Origin of the sequence: Butyricicoccus intestinisimiae (assembly GCF_018918345.1) — a bacterium.
GTDB lineage: Bacteria > Bacillota > Clostridia > Oscillospirales > Butyricicoccaceae > Butyricicoccus_A > Butyricicoccus_A intestinisimiae.
This window is the reverse complement of record NZ_JAHLQI010000004.1, coordinates 141,733-168,048: the sequence shown is the minus strand read 5'-3', so window position 1 is coordinate 168,048 and position 26,316 is coordinate 141,733. Positions and strand designations below refer to the sequence as shown.

General features: G+C 51.2%; 32 protein-coding genes and 2 pseudogenes. 6 read left to right on the top strand and 28 right to left on the bottom strand.

The genetic code is table 11. The annotated features are described in order from the left end of the window. Positions 1-43: 43 nt before the first annotated feature. The 5 genes from KQI75_RS09090 (at position 44) to KQI75_RS09070 (ending at position 3,884) form a co-directional block, all read left to right on the top strand. Complete coding sequence (locus KQI75_RS09090; RefSeq protein ID WP_002575860.1) at positions 44-457, top strand: cysteine-rich VLP domain-containing protein; 414 nt, start codon at positions 44-46, stop codon at positions 455-457. A gap of 111 nt (positions 458-568) precedes the next feature. Then, positions 569-964 carry a replication initiator protein A gene (locus KQI75_RS09085; RefSeq protein ID WP_002575861.1) on the top strand — a complete coding sequence of 132 codons (396 nt, stop codon included), beginning with the start codon at positions 569-571 and terminating at the stop codon, positions 962-964. A gap of 173 nt (positions 965-1,137) precedes the next feature. Beyond that, the gene (mobV, locus tag KQI75_RS09080) at positions 1,138-2,082 is read left to right on the top strand and encodes a MobV family relaxase (RefSeq protein WP_002575862.1); all 945 of its coding nucleotides are present in this window, start codon (positions 1,138-1,140) and stop codon (positions 2,080-2,082) included. Between the two features lie 4 nt (positions 2,083-2,086). Next, entirely contained in the window at positions 2,087-2,278 is a 192-nt protein-coding gene (locus tag KQI75_RS09075; protein WP_321118048.1) for a hypothetical protein, read from the top strand. Between the two features lie 94 nt (positions 2,279-2,372). After that, positions 2,373-3,884 (top strand): recombinase family protein, encoded by a 1,512-nt coding sequence (locus KQI75_RS09070; RefSeq protein ID WP_002575864.1) that lies wholly within the window; start codon positions 2,373-2,375, stop codon positions 3,882-3,884. Between the two features lie 215 nt (positions 3,885-4,099). On the opposite strand, the gene KQI75_RS09065 is transcribed toward KQI75_RS09070, so the two are convergent. The 15 genes and pseudogenes from KQI75_RS09065 to KQI75_RS08995 all read right to left on the bottom strand — a co-directional run bounded on the left by KQI75_RS09065 (position 4,100) and on the right by KQI75_RS08995 (position 15,994). Next, a complete protein-coding gene (locus KQI75_RS09065; protein ID WP_456237092.1) occupies positions 4,100-4,339 on the bottom strand; it encodes a hypothetical protein in 240 nt (79 codons plus the stop codon). After that, positions 4,320-6,695, bottom strand: coding sequence for a VirB4-like conjugal transfer ATPase, CD1110 family (locus tag KQI75_RS09060; RefSeq protein WP_216470468.1), 2,376 nt, complete (start codon positions 6,693-6,695; stop codon positions 4,320-4,322). The genes KQI75_RS09065 and KQI75_RS09060 overlap by 20 nt, the downstream gene beginning before the upstream one ends. Next, a complete protein-coding gene (locus KQI75_RS09055) occupies positions 6,631-6,999 on the bottom strand; it encodes a PrgI family protein (protein ID WP_216470467.1) in 369 nt (122 codons plus the stop codon). The genes KQI75_RS09060 and KQI75_RS09055 overlap by 65 nt, the downstream gene beginning before the upstream one ends. Continuing rightward, a complete protein-coding gene (locus tag KQI75_RS09050; RefSeq protein WP_216470466.1) occupies positions 6,999-7,574 on the bottom strand; it encodes an MT-A70 family methyltransferase in 576 nt (191 codons plus the stop codon). The genes KQI75_RS09055 and KQI75_RS09050 overlap by 1 nt, the downstream gene beginning before the upstream one ends. Positions 7,575-7,583: 9 nt before the next feature. Next, on the bottom strand, positions 7,584-8,450 hold the full coding sequence (locus KQI75_RS09045; RefSeq protein WP_216470465.1) for a VirB6/TrbL-like conjugal transfer protein, CD1112 family: 867 nt from the start codon (positions 8,448-8,450) through the stop codon (positions 7,584-7,586). A gap of 11 nt (positions 8,451-8,461) precedes the next feature. Continuing rightward, positions 8,462-8,542: pseudogene (locus KQI75_RS09040) on the bottom strand (Maff2 family mobile element protein); the annotation flags it as partial. A gap of 90 nt (positions 8,543-8,632) precedes the next feature. After that, complete coding sequence (locus tag KQI75_RS09035; RefSeq protein ID WP_117504561.1) at positions 8,633-10,303, bottom strand: recombinase family protein; 1,671 nt, start codon at positions 10,301-10,303, stop codon at positions 8,633-8,635. Beyond that, complete coding sequence (locus KQI75_RS09030) at positions 10,304-10,501, bottom strand: hypothetical protein (protein ID WP_117504559.1); 198 nt, start codon at positions 10,499-10,501, stop codon at positions 10,304-10,306. It abuts the gene before it with no gap. A 241-nt stretch (positions 10,502-10,742) separates the two neighbouring features. Further along, positions 10,743-12,080 carry a virulence-associated E family protein gene (locus tag KQI75_RS09025; RefSeq protein ID WP_117504557.1) on the bottom strand — a complete coding sequence of 446 codons (1,338 nt, stop codon included), beginning with the start codon at positions 12,078-12,080 and terminating at the stop codon, positions 10,743-10,745. Further along, entirely contained in the window at positions 12,049-12,693 is a 645-nt protein-coding gene (locus tag KQI75_RS09020) for a CHC2 zinc finger domain-containing protein (protein WP_117504555.1), read from the bottom strand. The genes KQI75_RS09025 and KQI75_RS09020 overlap by 32 nt, the downstream gene beginning before the upstream one ends. Before the next feature lie 64 nt (positions 12,694-12,757). After that, on the bottom strand, positions 12,758-14,338 hold the full coding sequence (gene mobQ / locus KQI75_RS09015; RefSeq protein ID WP_117504553.1) for a MobQ family relaxase: 1,581 nt from the start codon (positions 14,336-14,338) through the stop codon (positions 12,758-12,760). A 191-nt stretch (positions 14,339-14,529) separates the two neighbouring features. After that, positions 14,530-14,853: a hypothetical protein gene (locus KQI75_RS09010; protein ID WP_004613237.1), complete on the bottom strand. Its 324-nt coding sequence runs from the start codon at positions 14,851-14,853 to the stop codon at positions 14,530-14,532. A gap of 325 nt (positions 14,854-15,178) precedes the next feature. Continuing rightward, positions 15,179-15,475 carry a DUF3847 domain-containing protein gene (locus KQI75_RS09005; RefSeq protein ID WP_097786106.1) on the bottom strand — a complete coding sequence of 99 codons (297 nt, stop codon included), beginning with the start codon at positions 15,473-15,475 and terminating at the stop codon, positions 15,179-15,181. After that, positions 15,468-15,809, bottom strand: coding sequence for a DeoR family transcriptional regulator (locus tag KQI75_RS09000; protein ID WP_117504551.1), 342 nt, complete (start codon positions 15,807-15,809; stop codon positions 15,468-15,470). Before KQI75_RS09000 ends, KQI75_RS09005 begins: the two co-directional genes overlap by 8 nt. After that, complete coding sequence (locus tag KQI75_RS08995; protein WP_117504549.1) at positions 15,806-15,994, bottom strand: hypothetical protein; 189 nt, start codon at positions 15,992-15,994, stop codon at positions 15,806-15,808. Before KQI75_RS08995 ends, KQI75_RS09000 begins: the two co-directional genes overlap by 4 nt. A gap of 483 nt (positions 15,995-16,477) precedes the next feature. On the opposite strand from KQI75_RS08995, the gene KQI75_RS08990 reads away from it, so the two are divergent. Beyond that, positions 16,478-17,284 carry a helix-turn-helix domain-containing protein gene (locus KQI75_RS08990; protein WP_002584331.1) on the top strand — a complete coding sequence of 269 codons (807 nt, stop codon included), beginning with the start codon at positions 16,478-16,480 and terminating at the stop codon, positions 17,282-17,284. A gap of 118 nt (positions 17,285-17,402) precedes the next feature. Here the strand turns inward: KQI75_RS08990 and KQI75_RS08985 are convergent, their stop codons facing one another. The 13 genes and pseudogenes from KQI75_RS08985 to KQI75_RS08930 form a co-directional block, all read right to left on the bottom strand. Further along, positions 17,403-17,894: a nucleotidyltransferase domain-containing protein gene (locus KQI75_RS08985; RefSeq protein WP_009266803.1), complete on the bottom strand. Its 492-nt coding sequence runs from the start codon at positions 17,892-17,894 to the stop codon at positions 17,403-17,405. Between the two features lie 51 nt (positions 17,895-17,945). Continuing rightward, the gene (locus KQI75_RS08980; protein ID WP_002584333.1) at positions 17,946-18,323 is read right to left on the bottom strand and encodes a TnpV protein; all 378 of its coding nucleotides are present in this window, start codon (positions 18,321-18,323) and stop codon (positions 17,946-17,948) included. Beyond that, positions 18,283-18,645 (bottom strand): helix-turn-helix domain-containing protein, encoded by a 363-nt coding sequence (locus KQI75_RS08975; protein WP_007887891.1) that lies wholly within the window; start codon positions 18,643-18,645, stop codon positions 18,283-18,285. The genes KQI75_RS08980 and KQI75_RS08975 overlap by 41 nt, the downstream gene beginning before the upstream one ends. 190 nt (positions 18,646-18,835) lie before the next feature. Continuing rightward, positions 18,836-20,446 carry a recombinase family protein gene (locus KQI75_RS08970; protein ID WP_006773196.1) on the bottom strand — a complete coding sequence of 537 codons (1,611 nt, stop codon included), beginning with the start codon at positions 20,444-20,446 and terminating at the stop codon, positions 18,836-18,838. A 111-nt stretch (positions 20,447-20,557) separates the two neighbouring features. Beyond that, a complete protein-coding gene (locus KQI75_RS08965) occupies positions 20,558-20,746 on the bottom strand; it encodes a transposon-encoded TnpW family protein (protein WP_118736848.1) in 189 nt (62 codons plus the stop codon). Between the two features lie 12 nt (positions 20,747-20,758). Further along, the gene (locus KQI75_RS08960) at positions 20,759-21,598 is read right to left on the bottom strand and encodes an ATP-binding protein (protein ID WP_118760167.1); all 840 of its coding nucleotides are present in this window, start codon (positions 21,596-21,598) and stop codon (positions 20,759-20,761) included. Beyond that, positions 21,595-22,340 (bottom strand): annotated as a pseudogene (locus KQI75_RS08955) (phage replisome organizer N-terminal domain-containing protein). The gene KQI75_RS08960 and the pseudogene KQI75_RS08955 overlap by 4 nt, the downstream one beginning before the upstream one ends. Continuing rightward, on the bottom strand, positions 22,330-22,524 hold the full coding sequence (locus tag KQI75_RS13595) for a hypothetical protein (RefSeq protein WP_005932484.1): 195 nt from the start codon (positions 22,522-22,524) through the stop codon (positions 22,330-22,332). Before KQI75_RS13595 ends, KQI75_RS08955 begins: the two are co-directional and overlap by 11 nt. 185 nt (positions 22,525-22,709) lie before the next feature. Continuing rightward, entirely contained in the window at positions 22,710-24,326 is a 1,617-nt protein-coding gene (locus tag KQI75_RS08950; protein ID WP_216470464.1) for a relaxase/mobilization nuclease domain-containing protein, read from the bottom strand. Further along, positions 24,298-24,696, bottom strand: a complete 399-nt coding sequence (locus KQI75_RS08945) for a plasmid mobilization protein (protein ID WP_117510506.1) — start codon at positions 24,694-24,696, stop codon at positions 24,298-24,300. The genes KQI75_RS08950 and KQI75_RS08945 overlap by 29 nt, the downstream gene beginning before the upstream one ends. A gap of 438 nt (positions 24,697-25,134) precedes the next feature. After that, the gene (locus KQI75_RS08940) at positions 25,135-25,560 is read right to left on the bottom strand and encodes a hypothetical protein (protein WP_005946134.1); all 426 of its coding nucleotides are present in this window, start codon (positions 25,558-25,560) and stop codon (positions 25,135-25,137) included. A gap of 42 nt (positions 25,561-25,602) precedes the next feature. Next, positions 25,603-25,800: a helix-turn-helix domain-containing protein gene (locus KQI75_RS08935; RefSeq protein WP_008818017.1), complete on the bottom strand. Its 198-nt coding sequence runs from the start codon at positions 25,798-25,800 to the stop codon at positions 25,603-25,605. Next, positions 25,778-26,236, bottom strand: a complete 459-nt coding sequence (locus tag KQI75_RS08930) for an RNA polymerase sigma factor (protein ID WP_246566542.1) — start codon at positions 26,234-26,236, stop codon at positions 25,778-25,780. Before KQI75_RS08930 ends, KQI75_RS08935 begins: the two co-directional genes overlap by 23 nt. Positions 26,237-26,316: the final 80 nt, after the last annotated feature.

Below are 26,316 nucleotides of genomic sequence, written 5' to 3'. Positions count from 1 at the left end.
AGCACCTTGGAAACAGAACACGCCAAAGAAAACGGAGGGACGCATGAGCAAAAGACCCTATCAACACCTGCCGCCGCTGGAACACAGGCCGGACGGCTCCCCCTACCGCATAACCCCGCCCCAGAAGAGACGAGCCAGCGGCCTGATACGCCGGGAGTGCTGCAACTGCGAGGACGGAAACTGCCTTGCGCTGGACGATGGCGACACCTGCGCCTGTCCGCAGATGATTTCGTTCTCCGTCTGCTGCAAGTGGTTCCGCTGGGCGGTCTTGCCGCTGGACAGGACGCTGGAAGCGGAGATTTACCGGGACAGGGACTTGAAACGCTGTGCGGAGTGCGGCGGTGTGTTCGTCCCGAAGTCCAACCGGGGCAAATACTGCCCGGACTGCGCCGCCAGAGTTCACAGGCGGCAGAAAACAGAAAGTGAACGGAAAAGGAGGTCTGCTGTGGACAGTTAAGAGCGGGAAAAGCCTTGATTTGCAAGGCTCCGCAAGCCCTCAACCGGGGCGGCTGGTATCATTTATCATTCGCCCCGGAAAACGGGCCTCTAACCGTCCACAAAACACGCTATGACAAACACGATTTATATTCACCAGCCGGAAAAGGCGTTCAGTTTCACCCGGCTCCCCAATTTCCTTTTTGAAGCACCCACATTCCAGCCCTTGAGCAACGAAGCGAAGGTGCTGTATGCCTTTGTCCTGCGCCGGGCGGAGTTGTCCCGGAAGAACGGCTGGGCGGACGAGTACGGGCGGGTCTACCTGTACTACCCCATCTGCGAGGTGGTCGCTTTGCTCCGCTGCGGGCGGCAGAAAGCGGTCAACACCCTGCGGGAGTTGCAGTATGCGGGGCTGGTGGAAATCCAGAAACAGGGCTGTGGAAAACCCAACCGCATTTACCCGAAATCCTATGAAGCGGTTCCAAACACCGACTTCAAGAAATCCGGTTATGGTACGCCGGAGGGCTGAAAACCGTACTTGGCGAGTACGAAAATCAATCCTCTTGAAGTACGGAAATCTGACGGTATATAGAAATACAGAGATTAAAACCATCTATTTACATTCATTCCATTCCAATCCTATCAGAGATATTTTCGGCGGGAAAACCCGCCGGAAAGGAATGGAATGGGGAAAGGAGTTCAATGGCACAACACGCAATTTTGCGATTTGAGAAGCACAAGGGCCACCCGGCGGGGCCGCTGGAAGCCCACCATGAACGGAAAAAGGAGCAGTACGCCAGCAACCCGGACATTGACACCAGCCGGAGCAAGTACAATTTCCACATCGTCAAGCCGGATGGCCGCTACTACCATTTCATTCAGAGCCGCATCGAGCAGGCCAGATGCCGCACCCGCAAGGACAGCACTCGGTTTGTGGACACGCTGATTACCGCCAGCCCGGAGTTTTTCAAGGGCAAGTCCCCAAAGGAGATAGCGGCCTACTTCCAGAGGGCGGCGGACTTCCTCATTGACCGGGTGGGCCGGGAGAACATCGTTTCGGCTATGGTACACATGGATGAAAAAACGCCCCATCTGCACTTGGTCTTTGTGCCGCTGACAAAGGACAACCGCCTGTGCGCCAAAGAAATTATCGGCAACCGGGCCAATCTGACGAAGTGGCAGGACGATTTTCACGCCTGTATGGTGGAGCAGTACCCCGACCTGGAGCGTGGGGAAAGCGCCAGCAAGACGGGCCGGAAGCATATCCCCACCCGGCTGTTCAAACAGGCGGTCAACCTCTCCAAACAGGCGAGGGCCATTGAAGCGGTTCTCTCCGGCATTACCCCGCTGAACGCCGGAAAGAAGAAAGAGGAAGCCCTCTCCATGCTGAAAAAGTGGTTTCCGCAGATGGAGAACTTCTCCGGGCAACTGAAAAAATACAAGGTCACAATCAATGACTTGTTAGCGGAAAATGAAAAGCTGGAAGTCAGGGCAAAGGCCAGCGAAAAAGGCAAGATGAATGACACGATGGAACGGGCGAAGTTAAAAAGCGAACTGGACGATATGCGGCGGCTGGTTGACCGTATCCCGCCGGAGATTTTAGCGGAACTGAAACGGCAACAGCGGCAGCATGGAAAGGAAAGGTGATCTTATAAGTAATATCAGATACAAAAAGGAAATCGAAATCGTGACTTTTCAGGGAAAGGAAATCACACTGGAAAATCTCTCCCCGGTGTTCACGCCGGAACAGGAAGCAGCCAAACGCCGGGAACTGGAACAGCAGCTTTATGAGGTGTTCCGCAAGTACGCCGACAAGCGGGAGAGTGAGGAAGCCGGGACATAAGGTTTTCCAAACCCATCATTGATTTGCGGGGCTGCTGGCGGTATAATAGAACTGTCAGCAGCTCCGTTTCTTTTTTAAGAAAAGGAGCGACAATATGAACAATCGGATAGACGCAATCTATGCAAGACAATCGGTAGACAAAAAGGACAGCATTTCCATTGAAAGCCAGATTGAATTTTGCAAATACGAGTTGAAAGGCGGTAACTGCAAGGAATACACAGACAAAGGGTACAGCGGCAAGAACACAGACCGTCCGAAGTTTCAAGAACTGGTGCGGGACATCAAGCGGGGCTTGATTGCAAAGGTCGTGGTTTACAAGCTCGACCGTATCAGCCGTTCCATTCTGGACTTTGCCAACATGATGGAGCTGTTCCAGCAGTACAATGTGGAGTTTGTGTCCTCTACGGAAAAGTTTGATACCTCCACGCCGATGGGACGGGCCATGCTGAATATCTGTATCGTGTTCGCCCAGCTTGAACGGGAAACGATACAGAAGCGGGTAACGGACGCTTACTACTCCCGCAGTCAGCGGGGCTTTAAGATGGGCGGGAAAGCCCCTTACGGCTTCCATACGGAGCCTATCAAGATGGACGGTATCAACACAAAGAAGCTGGTGGTAAACCCGGAGGAAGCGGCCAATATCCGGCTGATGTTTGAGATGTACGCCCAGCCCACAACTTCCTACGGGGACATTACCCGGTACTTTGCCGAACAGGGGATTTTGTTCCATGGCAAAGAGCTGATACGCCCCACGCTGGCGCAGATGTTACGCAATCCTGTCTATGTGCAGGCAGACCTTGATGTGTACGAATTTTTCAAAAGTCAAGGTACAGTCATTGTCAATGACGTTGCCGATTTTACGGGCATGAACGGCTGCTATCTGTATCAAGGGCGAGATGTAAAGGCCAGCAAGAAAAACGACTTAAAAGACCAAATGCTGGTACTGGCTCCCCATGAGGGTATCGTCCCCTCCGACACCTGGCTGACCTGCCGCAAGAAGCTGATGAACAACATGAAAATCCAGTCTGCCCGGAAAGCCACCCACACATGGCTGGCAGGAAAAATCAAGTGCGGGAATTGCGGGTATGCTCTTATGAGTATCTACAATCCCTCCGGCAAACAGTATCTCCGCTGCACGAAACGGCTGGACAATAAAAGCTGTCCTGGCTGTGGGAAAATCATCACTTCGGAACTGGAAGCGGTTGTTTATCAGCAGATGGTAAAGAAGCTGGCAAGCTACAAGACGCTGACAGGAAAAAAGAAAGCGGCAAAGGCAAACCCGAAAATCACCGCCCTGCAAGTGGAACTTGCCCATGTAGACAGCGAGATTGAAAAGCTGGTGGACAGTCTGACGGGGGCAAACAATGTCCTGTTCTCCTATGTGAATGTGAAGATAGCGGAACTGGACGGGCGCAAGCAGGAACTTCTGGCAAGGATAGCGGAGTTGACTGTGGAGGCCATCAGCCCGGAACAGGTCAGCCAGATTTCCGGCTACCTCGATACCTGGGAGAATGTATCTTTTGATGACAAGCGGCGTGTGGTGGATTTGATGATCACCACCATAGCCGCCACAAGCGACAGCTTGAACATCACATGGAAAATCTGACTGGCGGCACCCCTCCCGTCAGATACCTACCCTGTGTAGTCCCTTGTAAACTGTACTTTAGAATGTGATAAACTATTCACATCGTTCATAACGACGAAACCTCCTTTGCTTTCTGTTGTGGTTGCCAGACCTTTTCTAGTATAGCACAGGAGGTTTCGACTTTTCTTTAAGATTTTTTTATCAACCACTCGTTGAACGAGTGGTTTTTATCATGCCTATTCGGCGCCAACAAAACCGTGGACGCCGTGTCCGGCGGTATGGGCAAGACGCTTGACCGCACCGGGCTTTTTCGGCGGCTTCTGCTTTGCCAGCTTCTCCCGGTCGGCGTCCAGCTTCTCACCCCGGCGCTCCATCCGTAGCTTGGACGCCGCCGTCTGCTCCTGCCGGCTTTTTCTGCGGAACTTGGACTTCGGGACATTTTGTCCCGAAGTGGGGTTACTCGTCTGTTCGCTCATGGGCAAGATCCTCCGGGCGGGTCGTCAGCAGGTCATAGATCTCCCCACGGGGGAAACGGTCTACAAACGGGATGGTGACATTTCCATAGAACAGCAGGCCCTCGCCGGAATTGGAGTGCGTGATATAGGAGAGCTGATGCTCGGAAATGCCAAGCTGCTTTGCCAAGATCGCACGGTCGCTCTGCGCCTGCGACAGCAACACCATGAAATCCGTGTTGTCCAGAATGTTCTCGATCTCCCGGCTGGCCAGCAGGTCTTTCACATTCTGCGTCAGCGCCGAGGGAACACAGCCCTTTTTGCGGAGCATTTTCCAGACCGCCACAAAGTAGCTGGCCGTCAGCGGATCACGGAGCAGAATGTGGAACTCGTCAAAGTAGCACCAAGTCGCCACGCCCTCGGCGTGGTTGGCGTTCACCGCCGCCGTGACAAATTCGTTGGTGGTGTGCATGGCAATCTTGCGGAGGTTTTCACCCAAGCCCTTTAGGACAATGCAGACCACACGGGAATTGAGGTCAACATTGGTGGGATGATTGAACAGGTTGAGTGAGCCGGTGCAGTAAAGCTCCAGCGCCGTCGCCACCCGCCGCGCCTCCGGCTCGGGCTGGTGCAGCAGCTCCTCATACAGATCTTGCAGCAGCGGCGTTTTGGCCGTTTCCAGTCCCAGCGCCATCTCCCGGTACACCAGCCGCACACAGCGGTCAATGACGGTTTTCTCGATGGGCTGCAAGCCCTCCTTGCCGCCCACGATCAGCTCACACAGGGACAGCAGAAAATCCGCCTTCATGGAAAGCGGACTGTCCTCGTCGTTGATGTTCATTTGCAAATCCATAGGCGAAATGTGGTGCGGGCTGTCCGGGGCAATCTCAATGACCTGTCCGCCCAAGCGCCGCACCAGCGGGGCATATTCACCCATCGGGTCGACCACGATAATACGGTCATTGGTAGCGAGGAACACATTGATCAGCTCCCGCTTGGCGGCAAAGCTCTTGCCGCTGCCCGTAGAGCCGAGATACATTCCGTTTGCGGACTTCAGCTTTTTGCGGTCAGCCATAATGACATTGTTGGAAAGCGCGTTCATACCGTAGTAAAGCGCCTGCCCGTCCATGCGAAGCTCCCGGGTCATAAAGGGAATGAAGATGGCCGTGGAGCTGGTGGTCATGCCCCGCTGAATCTCAATGCCGTTATAACCCAGCGCCAGCGAGGACACAAAGCCCTGCTCCTGCTGCCAGTCCAGACGGCGCAGAGCGCAGTTGTATTTCTGTGCGATGCCGCTCACCGTGAACACATCGTTTTCCAGCCGCTGCCGGGTGGGAGCGAGGTTCACCACCGTAAAGGTCAGCAGGAACATTCGCTCGTTGCGGCTTTGCAGGTCGGAGAGCAGCTCGGCGGCGTCCTTGGAAAAGGTAATGAGGTCGGGCGGCAAGATCTCCATGTCGTACCCGGCACGGACGGCCTTTTTCTGCTCCTCTGCCTTCATGCGGCCTATGTCGGAGATCTTTCCCTTGATCGTCTTAATGGCCTTGAGCTGGTCTACCGTCTGAATGTGCATGGTGACGGTCAGCTCGGCGTCCAGCTCCAAAATCTCCGCCAGCAGCTTATCCGAAAGCTCCGACGCCATGATCTGCAAATAGGACGCCGCGCCCCACATCTGGCCGACACGGAAAGTCCGGCTCTGCCGGAAATCGAAGCTGTCCGGGGCGATGTAGTCCTTCGTCCCCATGCCCGTCTTGGGAATGTCTTTCCACGCAAAGCGGAACGGCTCACGCCCGCCGGGATGCATCTGCCCATGCAGCACCGCCAGCCGATCCCGGCCATCCAGCGGGCGGGACTGGACGCCCAGCCGTTTCAGATTGCCCATGACATCCACCTCCACGCGCCCCAGCCGTGGACGCGCCTCTGCCACGCCCTCGGCGGGTAGGCCAAAGGTGATGTACTTATACCGTTCAATGCCGTTATTACTCTTGGCGATCTGGCCTTTGAGCATTTCCACATACTCACCCCGGATACTGTTGAAGGCATCCTCCTGTGCCGGGATATTCACCTTGTAGCGGTTGGCGTTGCGGCTGCGGCGGTTGACAAAGGAAAGCTGGAACGGCAGGGAGCTGTCAAAATAATTCAGGCACGCGCTCCACCCGCTGATAATGGCAGTCTGATCCTCCGTGGACGCCACGGCATAATTGATGTCCTCATATTCCAGCGTCTTTGTGTAAAGCCCGCCGGGGATTTGGCAGATCCCGTCTGGGTGCATGGCGATATAGGGAATGGTCTGCTGGGCGGACAGCGCCCGGTGCTTATTTCCGTTTTTCTGCTTTTTTGCTTTGCTCAATAGGCTCCTCCTTTCGTGCAAATGGGGCATAGATATTTTCCGTTCGGTACGGTCGGATGCCGGGGCGGGTAAACTTGACCCGGATGATGTTGCGGATCACCTTTTCAAAGGGCAGGCCGTCCTTTTCGTACATGGCAAGCAGAAACGCCGGGAGCATGATCGCCAGCATAGCGAACAGCGCCCCGGTGTTGCCGATGGCCTGCCGGGTCAAAAGGTAGGTGGGAACGCCGATAGCCGCCCCAATGCCGAAGCAGATAAGCTGGCGCTTGGTGAGGTTGAACGCGATCTTTGTCTTGATCTTGGAAAGGTCGTTCGGGACATTCACATAGGGCATCAATCTGTCACCTCCAGTTTGGGACAATTTGTCCCAAAGTCCGGGATTGTCGGCTCCACCTCGTTGCCCCACACATCCCAGCCGGAAGAGGTCTGCCGTGCGAACAGCTCCACGCGGGGCAAATCGCCCATGAGGGCAACGATCTTATCACGGGTTTCGTCCGGCTTTTTGCTGTGGGCTTCGATGGGCGAAATGATAAACTGGTGGATGTCGGCGGCCTGCCGCTTCGGATGTCCCTTGGTCGCCAGCAGGCAAACCTCGGCGTTGGCCCTCGTCCAGAAGCCCAGCCCATAAAACCAGCTATCCGCCTTGCGGTTTTTCTTCAGCCAAACGAACGCCACGGATTTATAGGTGAAGCCCCATGCACGGATGAGCCGCAGAGCCTCCGGGAGCTGGGGAAAGGTTGCCCACATAAAAAGGGCGCTGTCCTTGGCCGCAAGTTCGGCCACAGGCAGCGCACACAATTCATCAATGCTCATGGTGGGGTAGTGATTTTCCGCCGCGCCCTGTACCTTCTTTGCAGAGTAGCGCCACGGCGGGTCAGCGTAAATGATGGGGTATTTTCCGATAGACACACACCTCCTTTAATGTGCGCTGAACACGCTGCGGGCGATGGAGCCGGTTTTGAACAGGCAAAAGCAGAGCAGCACAGAGTAGCCCATGCAGCCCCATATCGCGCCGATGGGGTCGCCGCCCGTGGCGATGCCCTGTATCAGCACCGCATAGATGGCAACGCAGACGAGAATCAATAGCCCTTGAAAGCCCACGGCAAACAGGGACTTCAAGTAGTTCTGTCCAGTATTGCCAAGCTCCCGGTTGGAGAGCGTGGCAACGGGGATGGGTGCTAAGCTGGTCAACAGGTATATTTCGATCATGCGGCCATAGACGATCACGAAGATCACAATATTGACCGCCCTCATGGTCACATGAATGAGCAGGGATTGCAGCCACAGCCCCAGCAGAGAGCCAAGCCCCAGCGTTTCCAGCGTGGCCTCCAAGTCGGCAAGCATGGCCTCCGAAATGTCCGTTGAACCTTGCACGATCCCGGCTGCGCTGGCGATCACGCTTTGGGACACATCGAACACGGCCATGACGATATTGAAGGTGTTGGACAAAATCAAAATGGCGCAGGCCGTTTTGAATATCCACTTGAAAAAGATCCAGTAGTCCAGATCATGCAGGTTGTTCTTCTCGATAATGAGCTGGATCAGCTCATAAGTGGCAACAAAGGTCAGCACCATTCCGGCAATCGGCAGGATCACCATTTCGGAAAGCTGTCGGATCAGGGAGAAAACCCCGGCGTGCCACGCCGCCGGGGTAGTCCCTACCTGTGCCGCAATCTCTCCGACCTGGGTATTGACGGTATCAAAAAGACCTTCGAGGTTTCCCATGATCCCGCCAATCAGAAGCTCTTTGAGCCAGTTTGTGAGCCAGTCGGTGAGAAAATCCATAAGCGCCTACCTTAAAACAGGCCAGACAGCAGAGGAATCAGTGTAGTGCCAATGACGATGATGCCGCCACCCGCCATGAGCTGTTTTATCCCCAATTAGGTGTAAAACTCTGCTCGATGGCGGGCGGCGGCGTACAAGAAATCTATATGGTGTTTTTAAGAGAACCGTCCCGGCGGGACAGGTCAGGCAGTGACCTGTTCCACCTCCGGGATGGGTTTGAGATTAAAATGAATTTCGATAGAAATGTGTCTTGTTTTATCTTCGTCTATGCGCTCATGCACGACGATTTCTTTGATTAAGCGGTTGAGGGTGGCTGCGTCCAGCTCTGTGATATTGGCGTATTCCTGAACGGCTTCCACCCATTGTTTTGCGTCATTGGCAAGCTGGACTTCATCGGACAGCCGCTTTCTGCCCTCGGACACTTTTGTTTTAAGCTCCGTCTGCTCGGTCTGTGTCTTTTCCAGCATGGTGTTGAAATTCTGCTCACTGATACGCCCTGCAATCATATCCTCATAAAGCCGCATTACCATTTTGTCCAGAACCTCAATCCGTTCCTCGTCCCTTGTAAGGGAGCGTTCCATTGCTTCCCGCTGTTCCCGCTGCTCGGCTTCACAGGTATTGGTCAGGCGGTCGGCAACCGCTTCCCCGTCCATCAGGGCAGCTCTGGCACATTCCCGGATTTTCCGCAGCACATGGCTGTAAAGGGTGTCATAGTCAATCCGGTGCTGGGTGCAGTGGTTCTTTCCAAAGGCATTGTAGGTCTTGCAGGAGTAAATCCGCTGGGGATGTTTTGCGTTTGTGTAGCGTATCGTCAGCGACTTCCCACACTCGCCGCATTTTATCAGTCCGGCAAACAGGCTGATTTCATTGGTCTGCCCCGGACGCTGGCGGGATTTCAGCTTGTTCTGCACAATATCAAAGCTCATGCGGTCAACCAGCGGTTCATGCTGTCCCTCCACCACAATCCAGTCCTCCGGCTTCTTTTCCCCAATCGTGCCGATTTTGAAACGGTAGTCCTTTTTCTGGGAAGCAATCGCCCCGGTGTAGACGGGATTCATCAAAAGGTCTTTGATAACGGAGAAGTCCCACATATACCGCCCGTTTTCCGGGTCTTTCTTTTCCCATTTGGTGCGGGTATTGCGAAGCCCCCGTTCCCGGTTCCACCATGTGGGGCAGGGGATTTTTTCTTCCTCCAGCCGTCTGCGGATATAGTTCGGACCATGACCGTTTAGGGCATATCCGAAAATCAGCCGCACAATCGGGGCGGTTTCCTCGTCAATAAGCAGATGGTTTTTGTCCTCCGGGTCTTTCCGATACCCAAACGGGGCAAGACACCCGGTAAACTGTCCTTTCTGCGCTTTCAGAAGATAAGAGGAATGGACTTTCTTGGAAATATCCTTGCTGTACATCTCGTTCAGGATATTCTTGAACGGGGCAATATCGTTGTTATCCCGCAGGGTGTCGATACCGTCATTCATGGCGATATAGCGGACACCGTTTCTTGGGAAAAAGTCCTCAATCAAATGCCCGGTTTGCAGATAGTTACGCCCCAGTCGGCTGAGGTCTTTCGTGATGACAAGGTTGATTTGCCTGCGCTCAATGGCTCTCAACATTCTCTGTAAATCAGGACGCTCCATATTAAGACCTGTGAAGCCATCGTCCTGATAGACTGCCACAACCTCCCATCCCTGCTTTTCGCAGTATTTTTCCAGCATATCACGCTGGTTTGCGATACTGGCACTTTCGCCTTGCAGGTCATCGTCCTTTGACAGCCTGCAATAGACCGCCGCACGATAGCCCCCGGCAAGTACCGAACCGATTGTTCTGTATTCCATTTCGTTCATCATAGCCATTTACCCACACAATCCAGACGGTATCTGGCTCTTTTGAACCTCATCTTCATTATACTTCAAAACTTTCTTTTTAGCAAGATATTCTTTCGTATTTGTCCTTCCATATTTCTGGGAAATCAGGCTGACGAACACATCGGTTGCGTCCAGTTCCCCGTCAAACACCGTTGTAACATGAATCTCTGTTTTGTTTTTTGCCATAGGCAGTTATCCTCCATACATGAAAATAACCAGACAGAGGGTGTCGGCAACGAAGTCCGGCAACGGGCTTCAAAAGACCTTGCAAACAATCTCAATCTGGCGATGGTTACTATTTATACTTTTCTTTTATTTTTCTGTTGTTTTGGTTGTCATAGGGGAGAAAAGCCGATAGTTTCGGGATTTTCCACGGCAACCGGCTCGGCAACGGGATAGCAACAGGGGGTGCAACGGGCTGTCATTTTCAGAATGGAAGCTCCATCTGTTCTGTGACCTCCACAAAACCGTCCATCGTTTTTTCAGACGGGTTGCCGAAGTCCGTTGCCGGGTTTTCACGCTCCCAGCCCTTTTGTCTGCCATATTCTGAAAACATTCTTGGGTTCGTGAAGTACCGCCAGCCGGAAATGCACTGGTTCATAATCTCGTTGATTTCCCGGATTTCCCATTGCTTCGGTTCGTCAAAGGCATGGTTCAAGGCTTCCTTGTAGAGCTGCTTGGAGCAGACCATGCTCCCGGTGTACTTATCAAGATACGCCTGTATCATTCCGGCTTTGGTGTCCTCCGGCATAAAATCCCGCTGGTGTTCTTTGAGATACCGCTGCATGGCGGGGCTGAAAGCCAGCTTGAACCTGCCGCTTCGGTAAATCTCCATCGCTTCCGCCCACATCTGCTCAATATAGGCTCTGGAAGCAGCTTCATCCTCCAAAATGTGAACCTCGGCTTGCTCCGGGTACACCATGACGGGGATAAAGCGGCGGTTGCCGGAACGGTCAAGGGGCAGGAAGTCAAGGGCATTGGAAGTGCCGCCAAACACGCACTGACGGGGGCGGTCTGCCGGGTGGGTTTCATAGGGTATCTTGTAAACCTCTTTCTGCCGGCTTAAAAATGACTTGATTTCCTCAATGCTCTTGGCATTGGCGGTTGCCATCATTTCCGACATTTCGATAATCCAGTGACCTTGCAGCTTGCGGTACACATTGTCATCGTCCAGCTTCCGCAAATCATCGGAGAACCACTCGTCCCGGATTGCCAACAGACGGAAGAAAGTGGACTTGCCAGCCCCCTGACCGCCGACCAGACAGAGCATGATTTCAAACTTGCACCCCGGCTGAAAGGCTCGTGAGATTGCACCCAGCAGGAACAGCTTCAACGCTTCATAGGTGTAATCGTCTGCGTCAGCCCCCAGAAAGTGCCGCAGGCAGAAACGGATTCGTTCTGTCCCGTCCCACACACGGGTATTGAGATAGTCCCGGATGGGATGGTACTTGTTTTCATTTGCCACAATCCCGATGGCGTTATCAATCTTTTTCTCATTGGTAAGCCCATAGGTTTCTTCCAGATAGAGAAGCAGATACTTCATGTCCGTATCGTTCAGGGCTGTGCTTTCCCTGTGGAAGCCGATGGGCTTTATGATGTCCTTGCGGTCGGTCAGGATGTTGTATGCGATAGCCCCGGAAAGCAGCGGGTCATGCTGGAATACGGTCAGGCAGTTCCGTATGCTCTGACGGACACCGCCTTTCTCGGTAGTTTCCAGTCCCACCTTGATTTCCTCAACGCTCTGGGGCGGCTGTATGGTGTTCATGGTGTTTTTTAGTTCTTGCTGCGTCTGCGGCTGCAAGCTCTGCCATTCGCTGTTCAAGCTGTATCACATCCTTTCCGTAGTCCGTAATCAAAGCCGCTTTTTCCTCCGTTTCCCCGAACAGCAGCACATCCAGCAGATATTCCACTTGGTCTTGCTTCTGTAAGGCTTCCACAAACCGGGGATGAAAGGCTTCCTCCGGGGAGTGCGGGGCATATTCCTTTCTCCATGCCCGGAGCAGGTGGAGATAGTCGGCAAGAATACGGAAGCAGCGGCTCTTTGCTTCCTGAAACTGTTCCTCCGGGGATTTCTGCCGGGGCTTTGGTTTTTTTGCCTTTCCCGGCGGTTTCCAGTCCTCATAGGAAAGCCCGAAGTCCTGTGCCAGTTGTACGGCGGCTTCTTTCTTTCCCAGCCCATACAGGGCGGCGGCAAAATCAATCACATCCCCATCAGCACCGCAGCCGAAGCAGTGGTAACGCCGATCCAGCTTCATGCTTGGGGTTTTATCGTTATGGAACGGGCAGCAAGCCATCCCGTTCCGACCTACATGGATTCCATAATGCTCCGCAGCCTGTCTTGTTGTGACGGACTGCTTCACAGCTTCAAATACATTCAAATCTATCCCTCCTTGAAAACAAAAAAGCACCTGACATTCTCTGATTGAAAATGGCAAGTGCCTGTTAAAGTTCCATATCCTGTTGTTTGTGTTTCGTCTGTGCCGGGACAGTTCTTTGTGCTTTTTTCTCGTCAGCCTTATCCTGCAAGACTTCCTTGATAAGCTGCTTCTTGGGCGGCTCTTTGCTTTCTTCTGTGCCGGGTGTAGCTTTCCGTACCCAGTAGCGGATGTCCCGCAGCTTCTTCAAATCAGCCTGTACCTCGGTCAAAGGTTCTTTCAGCTCTGCGATTTCGCTGAGAAGTTTTTCCTGCTCCTCTTGCAGCTCATTTTGGGTACTGTCCTTATCGTCCGGGTGCTTGGCAAGGTAGGCGGCGGCTTTCTCATACCGGGCAACCTCCGGGTGTTCCTGTTTGAATTTCTCCTTTGTTTTCTTAAAAAATATCTTCTGGTACTTCTCATAGACAGGTTTACATTCCTTGCAGTCCGTTCGGGCAGCAAGAATCCCGTCAATCACTTTGCTGCGGGCTTCCTTTGGCTTCATCTGACTGCGGTAATCGGAGGCTGATTTCCCGGAAGATTCCAGAAATGCTTCTAAGTCCTCCACAGTGGAAAGCCCCTTTTGCCGGAGATAGGACAGTGCTTCGCTGACTGCCTTTAAGTCCTGTGAAGTCCCCCGGTTCTGTCCAGCCCTTGTCCAGTCTTTCCGTTCTTCCTTTCGTATCTCCATATACTTCATCAGCAGATTAGGAAGAAGTGTCGCTTCCTCCGCCGCTTTTTGTGCAAGCAGCTCTTTCCGTTTTTCGCCCAGCTCGGTAATCCAGCCTTTGAGGTTTTGGATGAGCTGACGGATAGACTTCATCAGGCGGTTGGCGGCTTTGATTTCCCGGTTCAGGTTGCCGATATTCGTTTGGATACCCCGCTTTTCCATCTGCCGGACAGCAGCTCCCTCATGGACAGTAGGGATAATATCAAGCCCCTGTCTGGCATAAGAACGCAAGTCCACACGTTCCGGGCGGTCATTGGCTTCCAGATAGCGGTTCTGGATGACCTCCCATTTATGCCGCCAGATTTCGCAATACTTCTGGTCGTTCCAATCAACCGTATCCTCCTTGTGGCTTTTCCACCTGCCGGACGGAAGTTTTATCCGTTCCCCGTTTTCGTCAAGGTCATAAACCTTGCGGCTCTTGGGAAGCCATTTTCCATGTTCGTCCATTGCCCTCATAGTCAGCAGGACATGGGCGTGGGGATTGTGTCCCGGCGGATGGGGGTCATGGATGGCAAAGTCAGCAATCATGCCTTTGGAAACAAACTGCTGCTGGCAGAACTCCCGGACAAGGACAGCGTACTGGTCGGGCGGTATCTCTCTGGGGATGGTAAGCACCCACCGCCTTGCAAGCTGGGAGTTCCATTGCTTCTCCATCGCTTCGACTGCGTTCCATAAAATATTGCGGTCTGCATACTCCGGCGGGGCATTAGGTGGGAGCAGGATTTCATTGTGGACGATACCACGCTTTTCCGGGTAGTGCTTCACTTGCTGGTCGTATTCACAGAACAGCTTTTCGCCGCTTTGGTAAGCAGCGGCGGCAACCGCAGACTGCCGCTGGCTTCGCTGAACAATTGTGATTTCGTTGTGTGGACAGGGCATTTCGTGTCCCTCCTTTCTATGCTTGGCAGATGGGGTGGCGTTTTACCACCTCATTTTGGGCAGAAAAAAAGCAGGAGACCTTTTTCAGATTTCCTGCTCGGTGTGCCGCTGTGTGGGCGGCGGGTATTTAGTTGTAAAAGTTCGGGACAAGTTGACCCGATGTAAAGCTAACAAACTGAAATTTGACTTGCCTATTTTCTTAAAATCTCATGTGGAGCTTCTATTTCATTTGCCAAGGTATGCTCTGTTAATTCTGACATCAATTTCAATTTTTTATTAATCAATGGTCGCATACAATTAGGAACATGTTCCTGATGCGCTCTGTGGATTGCTACACATTCCTTACAGTTTCCGTGATAACGACAGGCTTTCAGGCAAGGACAGTGATCTTTGTCTTTATACTCCTTACGAAATTCCGCTGCAAATTCTTCTTGCAGTCTCAGCCCCTCGACACGGTTTCCCTTATGAAATTCTACCATTGCATCCAGTTCTTTCTGGTTCCCTTCAATCTTCATGTTATTATAGCGCCTCCATTTCAACTATTCCTCATTTTCTGATAAATTACGATTTATTGCTGACTTTATTATACTTTATTGCCTATCAAAAAGATAGCATATTTTATGAAACTTGTCGGCTGGGAACAGCTTGCAACGCAAGGTGTCCCCAGATGGCAAGTCCACAAAAGGGTAGCTGGCGAAAGCCAGCGCAGGGGAAGCGTAGCGTCCCCTGTTTGATTTGGAGCAGACCATGACTGCGGAAAATCACAGCCCTCCGGCGAGGAGCCTTCGGAGAACGCAATGCACCAACCTCTGGGTGGTGTATAATTGCGCCCTTAGTAAACTAAGGGGTTTCCGGCTTCTTCCGTTCCAGCAGTTTTTTCAATAGTTCCTGCGTGTCCTGCCTGTGAAAAATGAGTTTTAACAACAGCATGACATCATCGTCTGTCAGGCGTTCCGGCTCTTGCAGAAAACTTTCCAGCATACCGCCACGAGTGCAGAGCCGGTGCGTCCGTTCCTTTCGGGTAAGCTGCTTCAACTGGTGTTGTAATGCCTTTTCATCATTGATAGCTTTCCGCAGTTTCTTTTCGCTTTTTTCCAGCTCCCGGTTGAGTTTTTCCAGCTTTGAGGTATCAGGCAAGGGCAGCGTCCTCCTTTCCCGGTATCAGCACATAAATTCGGTTCGGTTCTCCAACACCCTGATGCACCCGCATGATAAGTCCGGCGGCTTCCAGTTCATTCAAAGAACGCTTGACCGTCATGGGACTGCGGGACAGGACTGCGGCAATGGCTGTGACAGGGAAGCAGACAAACAGGATTCCGTTCTCGTCCTCCTGTCCTTTAGAGAGTATAGCATCCAACATCCGGCAGTACATGACCTTTGCGGTGCTGCCGACTGGAAATCCTGTCAACGCTCTGGGAAATGGCATACATGGCGGCAATGGTGTGTCTATCGTCATAAATTCAAAATTCATTCGGTGTGTCCCTCCTTTTTCTTTGCTCGTTTGGATAAATAACGGGGGCAGTCAATCACAACCGCCCGGAAGCTCTGCTTGCACCCATGCTGGCATTTCCGGCATAATTCGTTGTAAGTGACACGCCCCCGGTCATTAAGGTAAAAGGAAAGCTCATGCTTCCTCTTTTTGCTCATTCTCGGCATATTGCACTTCCTCCCGTTTTAGTGTATGGTTTCGGGGCGATTTTCGGCAAAATTACAGCCATAGAGCCGCCTAAAATCTCCCGAAGTATCAGCGATAGGGTAGACTATCCCCCTATCAGATTGTCGTGTTTCGGTATCATTTCGGTATCAGTTCGCCAGTTCTCCCCGGTGTCGTTCCTCCCCTGAATCTCACAGCGGCGTATCGCTCCCTTTGGTACGCTCGTTTCGGTCAGGGTTCCTCCATATCCCTGCCAAAAGTCATGGCGCTACATCGCCGGGGAAGCATATCCCACACAGGCTGGTCATTCGATTGGAATAATCCATCGATGAACTACCTGTATCATAGAACATTTTTGTGCCCTGTGCCGTATGTCCACAAAGTAGGAATTAAGGGTAAAAATCAGAAATTTCCACGATTGCGGAAAGTATGATATAATCCAGTTAAGCGGCAGTAATGAAACCGCCGGAAAGGAGCGTGCGCCCATGAAAGGAGCGACAAGCATACAGGAACGCCTTTGGGAACTCCGCAAGGACAAAGGCTTAAATCTGGAAGAATTATCAGAGCTGACGGGCATTTCCAAATCAGCTCTTGGCAGTTATGAAAAAGAGGATTATAAGGAAATCAATCATGGCAACCTTATCACGCTGGCAGACTTCTATGGGGTTTCCGTTGATTATCTGCTGTGCCGGACAGAGAACCGGGAGCAGATCAACACGCCACTAACAGAGCTGCATTTGAATGATGAGATGGTGGCACTTCTGAAAGGCGGTCGGATTAACAACCGTCTGCTCTGTGAGCTTGCCACTCATAAGGACTTTATCAAGTTTCTTGCGGACATTGAGATTTATGTAGATGGGATTGCCACCATGCAGATTCAAAACCTCAACGCCCTTGTCGATACTGTCCGGCATGAAATCATTGAACGGTATCGCCCCGGCGAAGACGACCCGCATTTGAAAGTGCTGCAAGCCGCCCATATCAGCGATGATGAATATTTCAGCCACATGGTTCTTGATGACCTCAATCTCATTATCCGGGATATTCGGGAAGCCCACAAAAAGGACAGCGAGAGTGCGCCCCAGACCACCGTTGCCGATGAATTGAAAGAAAATTTGGAAGCGGTTGAAAATTTCAAGGGCAGTCGGGATGAAAAGCTGGTTGTCCTTTACTGCAAGCAGCTCGGCATCAACTATAAAAATCTGTCAGACGAAGAATTTCGCTGGCTCATTCGGATTCTACAAAAATCAAAGAAAACAGGAACTCCTATCAGTCAAAGGAAAAAACGGTAAAGAAAAACCGCTGTTGCATGGTTGTGTTTGCTTCCATGTAGCAGCGGTTGGTGCTATACTTATTCAGTTAAAATTTCAAAGCGATAAAGTGGAATTTATCTTAGAAATTACAGCAATGTTATTTTGATAAACTTTCAAGAATTGAAATATCATGCTTATCTTTATCTCTTAATTCATAACCTGAGTGGAAAACTCTTTGGCCTTTTAAGGATATACAAGGAATTGTTTTTCCTTCAAAAAAAGCACTACCAAAGTAATCTTTTTCAAACTCATACCAGCCACCCTCTAAATCAGCTTGTTTTGAAGTTCCGTCCTCATTTAAAACGAACGGGTGAATGTCTAAGTAACCAAGTTCATCACTATATAACTCTATTCTAACCGGTTTCCAGTCTGTATCAATTTTATAGCCCAGATTCAAAAGCACATTTAACAATTTTTCCGTATGTTGAGCATCAAAATTTATATCTATATCTCTATGAATTCTTGTTTGTTTACCAGCTAAAATATCTACACCCCATCCGCCATCCAACCAGTATGTAATTCCAGTATTTTCGAATAATTCTATTACTTTCATTAAATCTTCTTTTGTTGTTATTTCTTTTCTACCCATACAAAGTCTCCTTTACAACTTCTAATTTGTAATAATCATTCTACCATACCGTTATGAATAAATCATCTCATGTAAAACAATTTCTTCTGCCCGGTTGTGAATGTTATTGCAACGCTGCACCCATTCCATTTGACGGGTACGCTTCAATTCCTCGGTCACGCCCTCGGCAGCTTTCATCTGCTCCATGATGGTGTCTAACCGTTTCTGTGCCTGTTCGTTCAGGTCTGCAAGATATGTCCACAATTCCCCGGTCAGGGTCAATGTGTGTAATCTGGCTGGGCAGACTTCTCTTAAATATTCCCGGTGCATCCGTCCGTACTTTCCGATGGGGCGGTGTTCCTCCGGCAACTTCAAGTCCGGGATGTAGTAATCTCCAACAAGGATATAATCAATTCCGTTTTCTTTTATTCTTGGTTTCAATTCGCTCATGTTCCTTACCTCCTGTGGAAGCAGGCTCGTCTGGTACTAACTCAATCACATCGGTAATCTCACAATTCAGCGTTTCGCAGATACGGGCTAATGTATCCATGCTGATGTGCTTTCCCTCTTTGCTCATGTTGGCAATCATATTTGTTGTCATACCAGCAGCAAGCCTTAAATCCTCTTTTCTCATATCACGCTCTAACAGTGTGTGCCAGAGTGGTTTATAGCTGATGTGCATATTGTTTTCCTGCCTTTCTATCCATACCACCGGAGCGGCTGCCCCGGCAGGCACTTTTCTCTTATTATAGCACCAATCTTGTGAAATCACAATTTATTCTTGTAGCCTGCCGCTGATACCGTCTGGATTGGCTTTTCCTTTCTTTTTGTTCCCTTTAATTAGCCATGAACTGCTTCATGCCCTGGGACTTTACTGATGTGCGATAAAGAAGTAATAGAAGTGTAAAAAATTTTGCCGTTCCTATCCAGCACTTGCGCATTGTGTCGGACAGGTCGGGCGGTTATTCGGGCAAGTCCACCTTGCCAACAAAAGAATAATAAATCTCAATGTCCTGCCTACGGGTCTTGTTCTCGTCATAGCTGCACTCATGCACAACGATTTTCTCTACAAACTCCCGCAACAGAGTAGGGGTAAGTTCTTCAAAGCTGGTATGCCGCCGGACAACATTCATAAACTTTTCTGCGTTCACGGTGGCTTCCTGTGCTTTGGAAAGCTCCGCTTGGATAGCAGCGGCTCTTTCTTTCAGCTCCCGTTGTTCTGCTTCATAGTCTGCCGACAGCTCTGTGAAACGCTCGTCTGATATGCGCCCGGTCACGCTGTCCTCATACAGCCGCTTGAAGATAGCGGATAACTCGGCTATGCGTTTCTCGGTGGCTTCCAGCTCCTTTTTCTTGGCGGCGTTCCTGCGCTTGCCCCCGTCCTCGTTCTGCTCAATCAAGAGCTTCATAAACCGAGCTTCATGCTTTGCCGCATAGCTTGTCACTTTCCGCAGATTGGAGAGTACGCCAGCGGTCAAGAGGTCGGTGCGGATAAAGTGCGCCGTACAGTCATGGGTGCGTTTCTTGTAGTTGCCGCAGATATAACAGTCCTGCTTGCGCTTGTCCGTCTGGTATCGCTGCTGATACATGACACTGCCGCAGTCCGCACAGAACAGTATGCCGGAGAACAAGCCCACTTCATCATAGCGGTTGGGGCGTTTGCGCTGCTTGCGAAGTTCCTGCACCCGTTCCCATGTCTGGGTGTCTATGATAGGCTCGTGGTGGTTCTCGAAAATCACTTGCTTTTCCAGGGGATTTTCTACACTGTGCTTGACTTTGTAAGAGAGCTTTTCTGTCTTGAAGTTTACCAGACAGCCTGTGTATTCCCGGTTTTCAAGGATATGCACAACGGTATTGGTCGCCCACTTGCACTCATAGCCGGGGTGGTAGCGGCGGGTGCTGCCCGTCCTACGGTATTCCAGCGTCCCCGGCGTGGGGATTTGCTGCTCTGTGAGCATACGGGCTATCTTAGTCGGACCGTTCCCGGCAAGGCAGAGGTTGTATATCTGCTTGACTACGGGTGCAGCTTCCTCGTCAATAATGAAATTTTCGTCCTCGTCCATGAGGTAGCCATACACAGGCTTGCTTGTGATGGGCTTGCCACTCATGCCTTTTGAGCGTTTTACTGCTTTGATTTTCTTGCTCGTATCTCTCACCAGCCATTCGTTAAAGATATTCCGCAGCGGGGCAAAGTCATTGTCGCCCTGTGCGCTGTCCACTCCGTCATTGATAGCGATGAAGCGGACACCTTTCTGTGGGAAAATCATTTCCGTGTACATTCCCACTTGCAGGTAGTTTCGCCCTAACCTCGACATATCCTTTACGATAACTGTCCCGACTTTTCCGGCTTCAATGTCCGCAAGCATGGCTTGAAAACCGGGTCTTTGAAAGTTCGCACCAGAATAACCGTCGTCCGTGTACCAGCGCAGATTGGAAAAGCCGTTCTGCTTTGCATAGGTTTCAAGAATACGCTTCTGGTTGGAAATGGAATTGCTCTCGCCTTGCAGCTCGTCCTCATGGGAAAGTCTTGGGTAAAGGGCGGTAATTGGTTGTTGGTTGGTCTGTCTTAACATAAAATCCTCCGTTTCCGACAGCCAGTCCCACTATTCCGTACCTTGATTGTACCACATGGGGCGGCTGTCTGTATAGCGGCAAAAGCGTCAAATCTGCTTCTTTATGGTCGGTCAAATCGCTGTTTTTTGTGTGGCAGCTTCCGCTTCCAGCACTTTCATCATCTTGTCGGCTGCGGTATCGGTTGCGCCCTGCTTGAAGAAGCCGGAAACGGTAAGGACGGAGTTGCCCATGCGGATTTCCGTCACACAGTCCGGGCGGCGGTCGGTGCGGTCATTGTTATTCTGTTTGTTTTCTGTCATAGGCAACTCCTTTCACTTCAACAGTTCTTTTAGTCCATTGAGCTTGGCTTGTGCCGTTTCCTTTCGGAAGTTCTCGCCTGTAAAGAGGATAGGCAGACACATTTCAAGCACTCGGTCATAGATACGGGCGTGGGCGGTGTCCTGTGGATTCTGCAGTTCCGTAAGGCTTAGATTGGTGGTGACAATCAGCGGCTTTCGGCTGCGGTATCGGCTGTCAATTACATTGTAGACCTGTTCCAAACCGTACTCTGTGCCACGCTCCATACCAAAATCATCAAGTATCAGCAGAGGGAAACGGCAAAGACGCTCGATATATTCGTTTCGCCCCTCAAAGCTGGCAGTTAAATCATTCAGTATCGCAGAAAAGTTTGACATGCGGACGGAGATTTCCTGTTCCATAAGGGCATTGGCAATGCACCCGGCAAAATAGCTTTTTCCTGTGCCTACCTTGCCCCACAAGAGCAGACCATAGTTGTTTTCTCTCATCTGCTCCCAATGCTCCACATATAAATGTGCCTTGCTCATCTGCGGGCATTTGCCGTTGTCATGTGCAAAAGTCCATTCCTGCATGGTGAGGTCGGTAAAGCCCCGGCGTTTCAGTTCCATAACGGTGTCAAGGTGTCGTCTGCGTTCCTCGGCGGATTCACATTCCAAACGCTTCTCCCGTTGGCAGTCACATTCTGTCGGGTGCTTGTCATGCCCCAACCATGCGGCGGTTTCTTTGGGAAAGTAGGCTTCTTTCGCCGTGCGGCACTTGCCGCAGTAAAGCAGACCGTCCTCGCCCGTGTAGTCCTCCGGCTCTGCGGTAGTAGTCATCATATTCAAAACGGTATCGGTAAAAAGTTCAGTCATAAACTCTCGCCCTCCTTAAAGGTGTAATCGGGTATGCCTTTTTTCGGCGGTTTCTTGGCTTCGTCCTCCTGCGCCCACTTGTATATCGTGGCTGCATGACTGCGGTATTTCGTTCCTTTGGACGCTATATGAGTAGATAAGCGGTCAATATAATACTCCCATTTGTCGGGCAGTTCCGCTTTCAGCTCGTCCAGTTCCGTATCGGAAAGAAAAACATTGTTGTATCTGCCATAGCTGCGGGCGGGGGCTTGTCCCGTTTCTAACTCTCTCTCTTTTTCTATCTCTATATCTATCTCTTTCTTTATCTCTATCTCTCTGGTGGACGAATGTCGGACAAATGTCCGCCGTTTGTCCGGGGTGGTGGCAAAGCCTTGTTTGCAAGCCTTGCCGCCCGTTTTCGTTCCGCTTCGGTAGAGGATTGCCCTATCATCAGTTCAATATCGGTCATGTAGAGCAAGCCGCCGTGTAGCTGCTCCACAAGCCCCAACTGCTGAAAAATCCCTAACGCCCGTTCCACCGTGCCTACCTGCTGACGGGTAAGAGTGGCGATCATCTGTGCTGTGTAAGGGATATTCTCGTCAAGCTGCAACTTGCCGCCGTTTTTCAGCGATTTTAAGTACAGCTTCAAGAGAATGTTGGAATAGAGAATACCGTCCGGCATACTCTCCAACAGCACGATAGCGTCATCATCAAAATAGCTTTCTTTCAGTTTGAGGTAGTAATATTTGCGGTTATCTGCCATAGGCGGTGTCCTCCTTTGGTTTCCAACGCTTGGAGTAATACCGGTGGCAGAGGATAATCACGGCTCGGAAACTCTGCTTGCAATCGTGGGTGCAGCCCCGGCAAAGGTCGTTATAGGTAATTCGGTTTCGGTGGTTGAGGAAAAAGCTCCATTCAAGCCGCCGTTTGTTGCTCATGCGTGGCATTGGTACGCTCCTTTCTGCCGTTTCCGTGGGTATCACGGATAGGGCGGGAAAACTGTATCTTCTCGGTATCATTTTCGGGGATTTTTTGCCCTGTACGCCCTGTTTTGAGGTCGTGGAGTATTGCGGATAGGGGTAAGGGCATATCCCTGTTTTTGTTTGGTTTCGGTATCATTTCGGGGCGGTTTTTAACGCTCCTGTTCATGCTTTTTCTGTCGGCTCGGCTCGCCGTGGTGCATTTGGGAAAGATTGCTTTTCATGGTCTGCAATTCCCGGACACGCTCTTTATTTGCCCGGTACTCGTTGTAAAGGGCGTTCTTCTCGGCGGTAAGCTGCTCGATTTCAGCCTGCAACGATTTATAGGTGGGCAGCTTGGTAATGCCTTTTTGCCGAAAATATCTTACGGCTGCGTCTGCTATGATAAAGTCGCTTTCATGCTTTTCCCGGTAGGCTTTGCGTGCCTTATCGGTTTTCTGCTTTTTCAATCCGTCACGCACATCTCTTGTCTTGGCATAGGCAAGCACCTGTTTCTGCAAGTCCTTTTTCTCACGGATAGCCGTTTCAATGGGCTTCAGCTTGGCGGTGCTGCTGTGTAAATCCGCATTGGCAGACACAAGGGCTGCGTCCAGTTCATCCGGGGTAAAGCCGTATTGCTCCATAGCGGCAACGGTAGCCGCCATCTGTTTGAGATTGTGGACAGCCGCCCAACGGTCATAGCCGATACCTTTTCCCTCGGCTCGCTTCGCCGCACGGTCAACCATTCTCTGAATGCTGCCTGTCGGGGCGATTTTCTGCGTTTTTCCTCGCTCTGTGCGGTTTGTTTCAGCGGTATGGTATTGGGGTATGGGTGCGGTCTTTTCGGCGGCTCTGTGGGCGTTCTGCTCCAAAAGGGCAAGAACGGCGGCACGGTTAAAATCATCTCCCAGTTTTCGGGCAGTAATGGGTTTCGTCCTGTCCGGGGTAAGGTAGGACAACCGCCCTCGGCTCTCTTTGACGATCACACCCTGCCGCAGAAGTAAAGCGGAGAACTCGTCAAAAGTAGTAGCTTCGCTCATGGCGTTCCGTATGGTCTGCCGCAGCTTCGCCTTGTCGGTTTCAAACTTGGTCTGCTTTGCAGGCTGCCCCTCGGCTGCAAGGGTGGCATTTTCCTTGTCAAGTTTGGCTTGTCCTTTCTTCTGCGCCCAATACTCACGCTCGGTAATGCGGTTTTTACTGCCATGGAGCAGGTCGATTTGATAGAGATTTTCCCGGTAGCACATCTCCATGACCTCGGCTTTGAAGTATTCCATAGCAGCGTCCGTGCAGCGATGTTTGCACCCGGCACGGGTATCTGCCGGTCTGTCCATGTAGGGCAGCAAGGGTACTTCCTCAATACGCAGAGAATTGATAACGATATGAACATGGATATTGCCGCTGTGGTTGTGTCCGTCCGGGTGGGTGCAGACAATGGCTTGGTGTCCGGGGAAATGCTCGGCACAAAATTCCTCTCCCAATGCTTGCGCCCGGTCTACGGTCAAGCCGTTGTCCGCTGCGTCCCGTGGGTCAAAGGAAATGATATAGTGGTGGCTTTTCACATCTTCCCGTTTTTGGTTTTTACCGTATCGGAGATTTGCCCGCATACAGGCAACGGTAAAATCTTCCTTGCCGCAGTTCAGCGTGGCTATCCGATAATCCTCCCGGAGTATGAGCCGCCCGGTTTCGTCAAGGGTGGGCTTCATGGTAAACTCGTCATGCTCAAAGGTTAGATACTGCTCGGCTGCACCGTAGTCCGCATTTTTAGAGCTGATATGCTTGAATGTTGCCAACAGCGTCACCTACCTTTCGCAAGACTTCAAACTTCAAGGCGGCAAGGTCGGAAACCGCCGCCCGTACCTCCCCGGCAAGCTGCGGGTAGGGGCTGTGCCACTCGTTCAGCGTCCGGGCTATCTGGTTTAAGTTGCCGCCGATCCTGCCGTATTCGGCGGTTAGCTTCCCGACGGCGGCAAGCAGCTCGTCGTTGACGGGGGAAACGGTTATGGTGGGGCGTATGGCTGCCCCGGTTATGGCTTGCCGGATAAACTCGGCTTGGCTCATGTGGTAAGCAGAAAGCCTTTCCGCAAACTCGGCGTATTCTTCCTCGGTCATGCGGGTTTTGACCACATGGCAGCGGTGGGGTGTGTTGTATTTTTTCTTCAAGCGTTGACCTCCTTTCTCGCCCGACAGGGCGCATGAGCAGGGTTTGGGGAAGGCACTCCCCAACAAGATTTACCAAAGGGGCAAAACCGCAGATATGCGGATTTTGGCACCGTGGTAGAATCTTGCTCTAAAAAACTACCGCTTTCCTCGGCGGCTCTGGTTTGCGGATATACTGGCTTGCTCCACCAATATAGCGATTGCGGCGGCGTGTTCTGCCCGCTGTTCACCACTACAACGGTGAAAAGGGGGCGTTTTGGCAAACGCACGGAAATTTTTTTGTTTTCCCTGTCTGCTCCCTACAACAATCCGGCGGTGTGGTTTGCCAAAGATTTTTGAAAATGGGCGCAAAAAAAGCAGTAAACCTTTTCAAGATTTACTGCTTATCTGCCGCTGTGATGGGCGGCGGTATTAAATTGTCAGCCGTTTTTCAAATGGAATTTATCTGCAATCGCTTTCTTTCCGCTTTCCAATTCCTTTTCTGTAATCTTCCATAATCCTAACGCAATGATCTGCTATCTTTTGCATTCCGAGTTCTTCAAAAAAGGCAATTTGTATTTTCATCAGTTCTTCACAAACAGTCAACTTCTGCTCATCCATATTGCTAATAGCAAGCCATGGGAACGCTTTATATTTCTTAGTGTCCCCAATGAGAAAATTGTACCCTATCAACTCATTTTCACGGAAAACGAAATAGAATTGTGGGCCTGAACCTGGAACTGACTTTTCCATAATTTGCTGCATTGTTTTCACGCCGCCGTATGCCGGAAAAAAACCTATTCGCTCAAGAGCATTTAATATGTCAATCCTTTTATCTGTGGGTATGTCTCTATAATTGATAATCTGTTCCATTTGCTCTACCCTCATTGAAGTTTAATTTGTCAGGCTCTAATTATACAACTTTTCTGTTTAGCGGTCAAAGCGGAACTTCAACAGGCTTTCTATCAGTTGCCTGACGATATGCTCCTGCATATCCGTGTTAATCTGTCCGTCCATTTTCGCACAAGAGCGGATATATCCGGCATAATGAGATAGAACGGCGGCAACAGCTTCCGGGTCCCCCTCGCTTGCCTTAACGATTGTTTCATAGGGAAGTAGCTGGTTCATAGGACAAGCCCTCCAACTCTGCCCGTAGCCGCCGTAAAATCATCTGAATACGCCGCCCGGTTGTGTTGCCAGCCCGTCCATATCTCCTTCCAATCTCCCTATGCGTCAATCGTTGGAAGTAGTACAGGAAAATGATTTCCTGTTCCATCTGTGATAGTGCGGACAGCGCTGCGGCAAGCTCTGGACTTTCCAAAAGCACCATCTGACCACAGACGAAAAGCGGATAGCTGTTCATGGCAGCTTGCTCCGCAAAGTATTTATCTGTGGTGCTGAATGGATAGTGTTTTTCTTCTATTAGATATTCAAGCGAGATTTCCCGCTTGCGGCGGCTGCGTATGCTCCGGGCTGCGTCTATGGCAGCGTGGCGAATAACGGTCTTGCAAAAGGCATCGTGTGTATGCCGGATATGTTCTTGATACTTTTCGTGTTCGGTCATGGAAAATCCCCCTTTCTGAATAATGGCAGAGGGCGGCAGCACTCCGTGCTGTCGCCCCTTGATTGCCTATCTGCAAAGGC

Coding starts and splice junctions, on each gene's coding strand:
- KQI75_RS09055 (WP_216470467.1), bottom strand. CDS start 6,999: ATGCCCTATGTGAATGTCCCGAACGACCTTTCCAAGATCAAGACAAAG.
- mobQ (WP_117504553.1), bottom strand. CDS start 14,338: ATGCCCTGTCCACACAACGAAATCACAATTGTTCAGCGAAGCCAGCGG.
- KQI75_RS09010 (WP_004613237.1), bottom strand. CDS start 14,853: ATGAAGATTGAAGGGAACCAGAAAGAACTGGATGCAATGGTAGAATTT.
- KQI75_RS08965 (WP_118736848.1), bottom strand. CDS start 20,746: ATGACAGAAAACAAACAGAATAACAATGACCGCACCGACCGCCGCCCG.
- KQI75_RS09025 (WP_117504557.1), bottom strand. CDS start 12,080: ATGAACACCATACAGCCGCCCCAGAGCGTTGAGGAAATCAAGGTGGGA.
- KQI75_RS08985 (WP_009266803.1), bottom strand. CDS start 17,894: ATGGGTAGAAAAGAAATAACAACAAAAGAAGATTTAATGAAAGTAATA.
- KQI75_RS09070 (WP_002575864.1), top strand. CDS start 2,373: ATGAACAATCGGATAGACGCAATCTATGCAAGACAATCGGTAGACAAA.
- KQI75_RS08940 (WP_005946134.1), bottom strand. CDS start 25,560: ATGAGGGTAGAGCAAATGGAACAGATTATCAATTATAGAGACATACCC.
- KQI75_RS13595 (WP_005932484.1), bottom strand. CDS start 22,524: ATGCCACGCATGAGCAACAAACGGCGGCTTGAATGGAGCTTTTTCCTC.
- KQI75_RS09060 (WP_216470468.1), bottom strand. CDS start 6,695: ATGCCCCATTTGCACGAAAGGAGGAGCCTATTGAGCAAAGCAAAAAAG.
- KQI75_RS09090 (WP_002575860.1), top strand. CDS start 44: ATGAGCAAAAGACCCTATCAACACCTGCCGCCGCTGGAACACAGGCCG.
- KQI75_RS08980 (WP_002584333.1), bottom strand. CDS start 18,323: ATGAGCGAATTGAAACCAAGAATAAAAGAAAACGGAATTGATTATATC.
- KQI75_RS08935 (WP_008818017.1), bottom strand. CDS start 25,800: ATGAACCAGCTACTTCCCTATGAAACAATCGTTAAGGCAAGCGAGGGG.
- KQI75_RS09030 (WP_117504559.1), bottom strand. CDS start 10,501: ATGGCAAAAAACAAAACAGAGATTCATGTTACAACGGTGTTTGACGGG.
- KQI75_RS09045 (WP_216470465.1), bottom strand. CDS start 8,450: ATGGATTTTCTCACCGACTGGCTCACAAACTGGCTCAAAGAGCTTCTG.
- KQI75_RS08995 (WP_117504549.1), bottom strand. CDS start 15,994: ATGCCGAGAATGAGCAAAAAGAGGAAGCATGAGCTTTCCTTTTACCTT.
- KQI75_RS08970 (WP_006773196.1), bottom strand. CDS start 20,446: ATGTTAAGACAGACCAACCAACAACCAATTACCGCCCTTTACCCAAGA.
- KQI75_RS09065 (WP_456237092.1), bottom strand. CDS start 4,339: ATGAGCGAACAGACGAGTAACCCCACTTCGGGACAAAATGTCCCGAAG.
- KQI75_RS08930 (WP_246566542.1), bottom strand. CDS start 26,236: ATGACCGAACACGAAAAGTATCAAGAACATATCCGGCATACACACGAT.
- KQI75_RS08990 (WP_002584331.1), top strand. CDS start 16,478: ATGAAAGGAGCGACAAGCATACAGGAACGCCTTTGGGAACTCCGCAAG.
- KQI75_RS09035 (WP_117504561.1), bottom strand. CDS start 10,303: ATGGCTATGATGAACGAAATGGAATACAGAACAATCGGTTCGGTACTT.
- KQI75_RS09085 (WP_002575861.1), top strand. CDS start 569: ATGACAAACACGATTTATATTCACCAGCCGGAAAAGGCGTTCAGTTTC.
- mobV (WP_002575862.1), top strand. CDS start 1,138: ATGGCACAACACGCAATTTTGCGATTTGAGAAGCACAAGGGCCACCCG.
- KQI75_RS09000 (WP_117504551.1), bottom strand. CDS start 15,809: ATGAATTTTGAATTTATGACGATAGACACACCATTGCCGCCATGTATG.
- KQI75_RS08960 (WP_118760167.1), bottom strand. CDS start 21,598: ATGACTGAACTTTTTACCGATACCGTTTTGAATATGATGACTACTACC.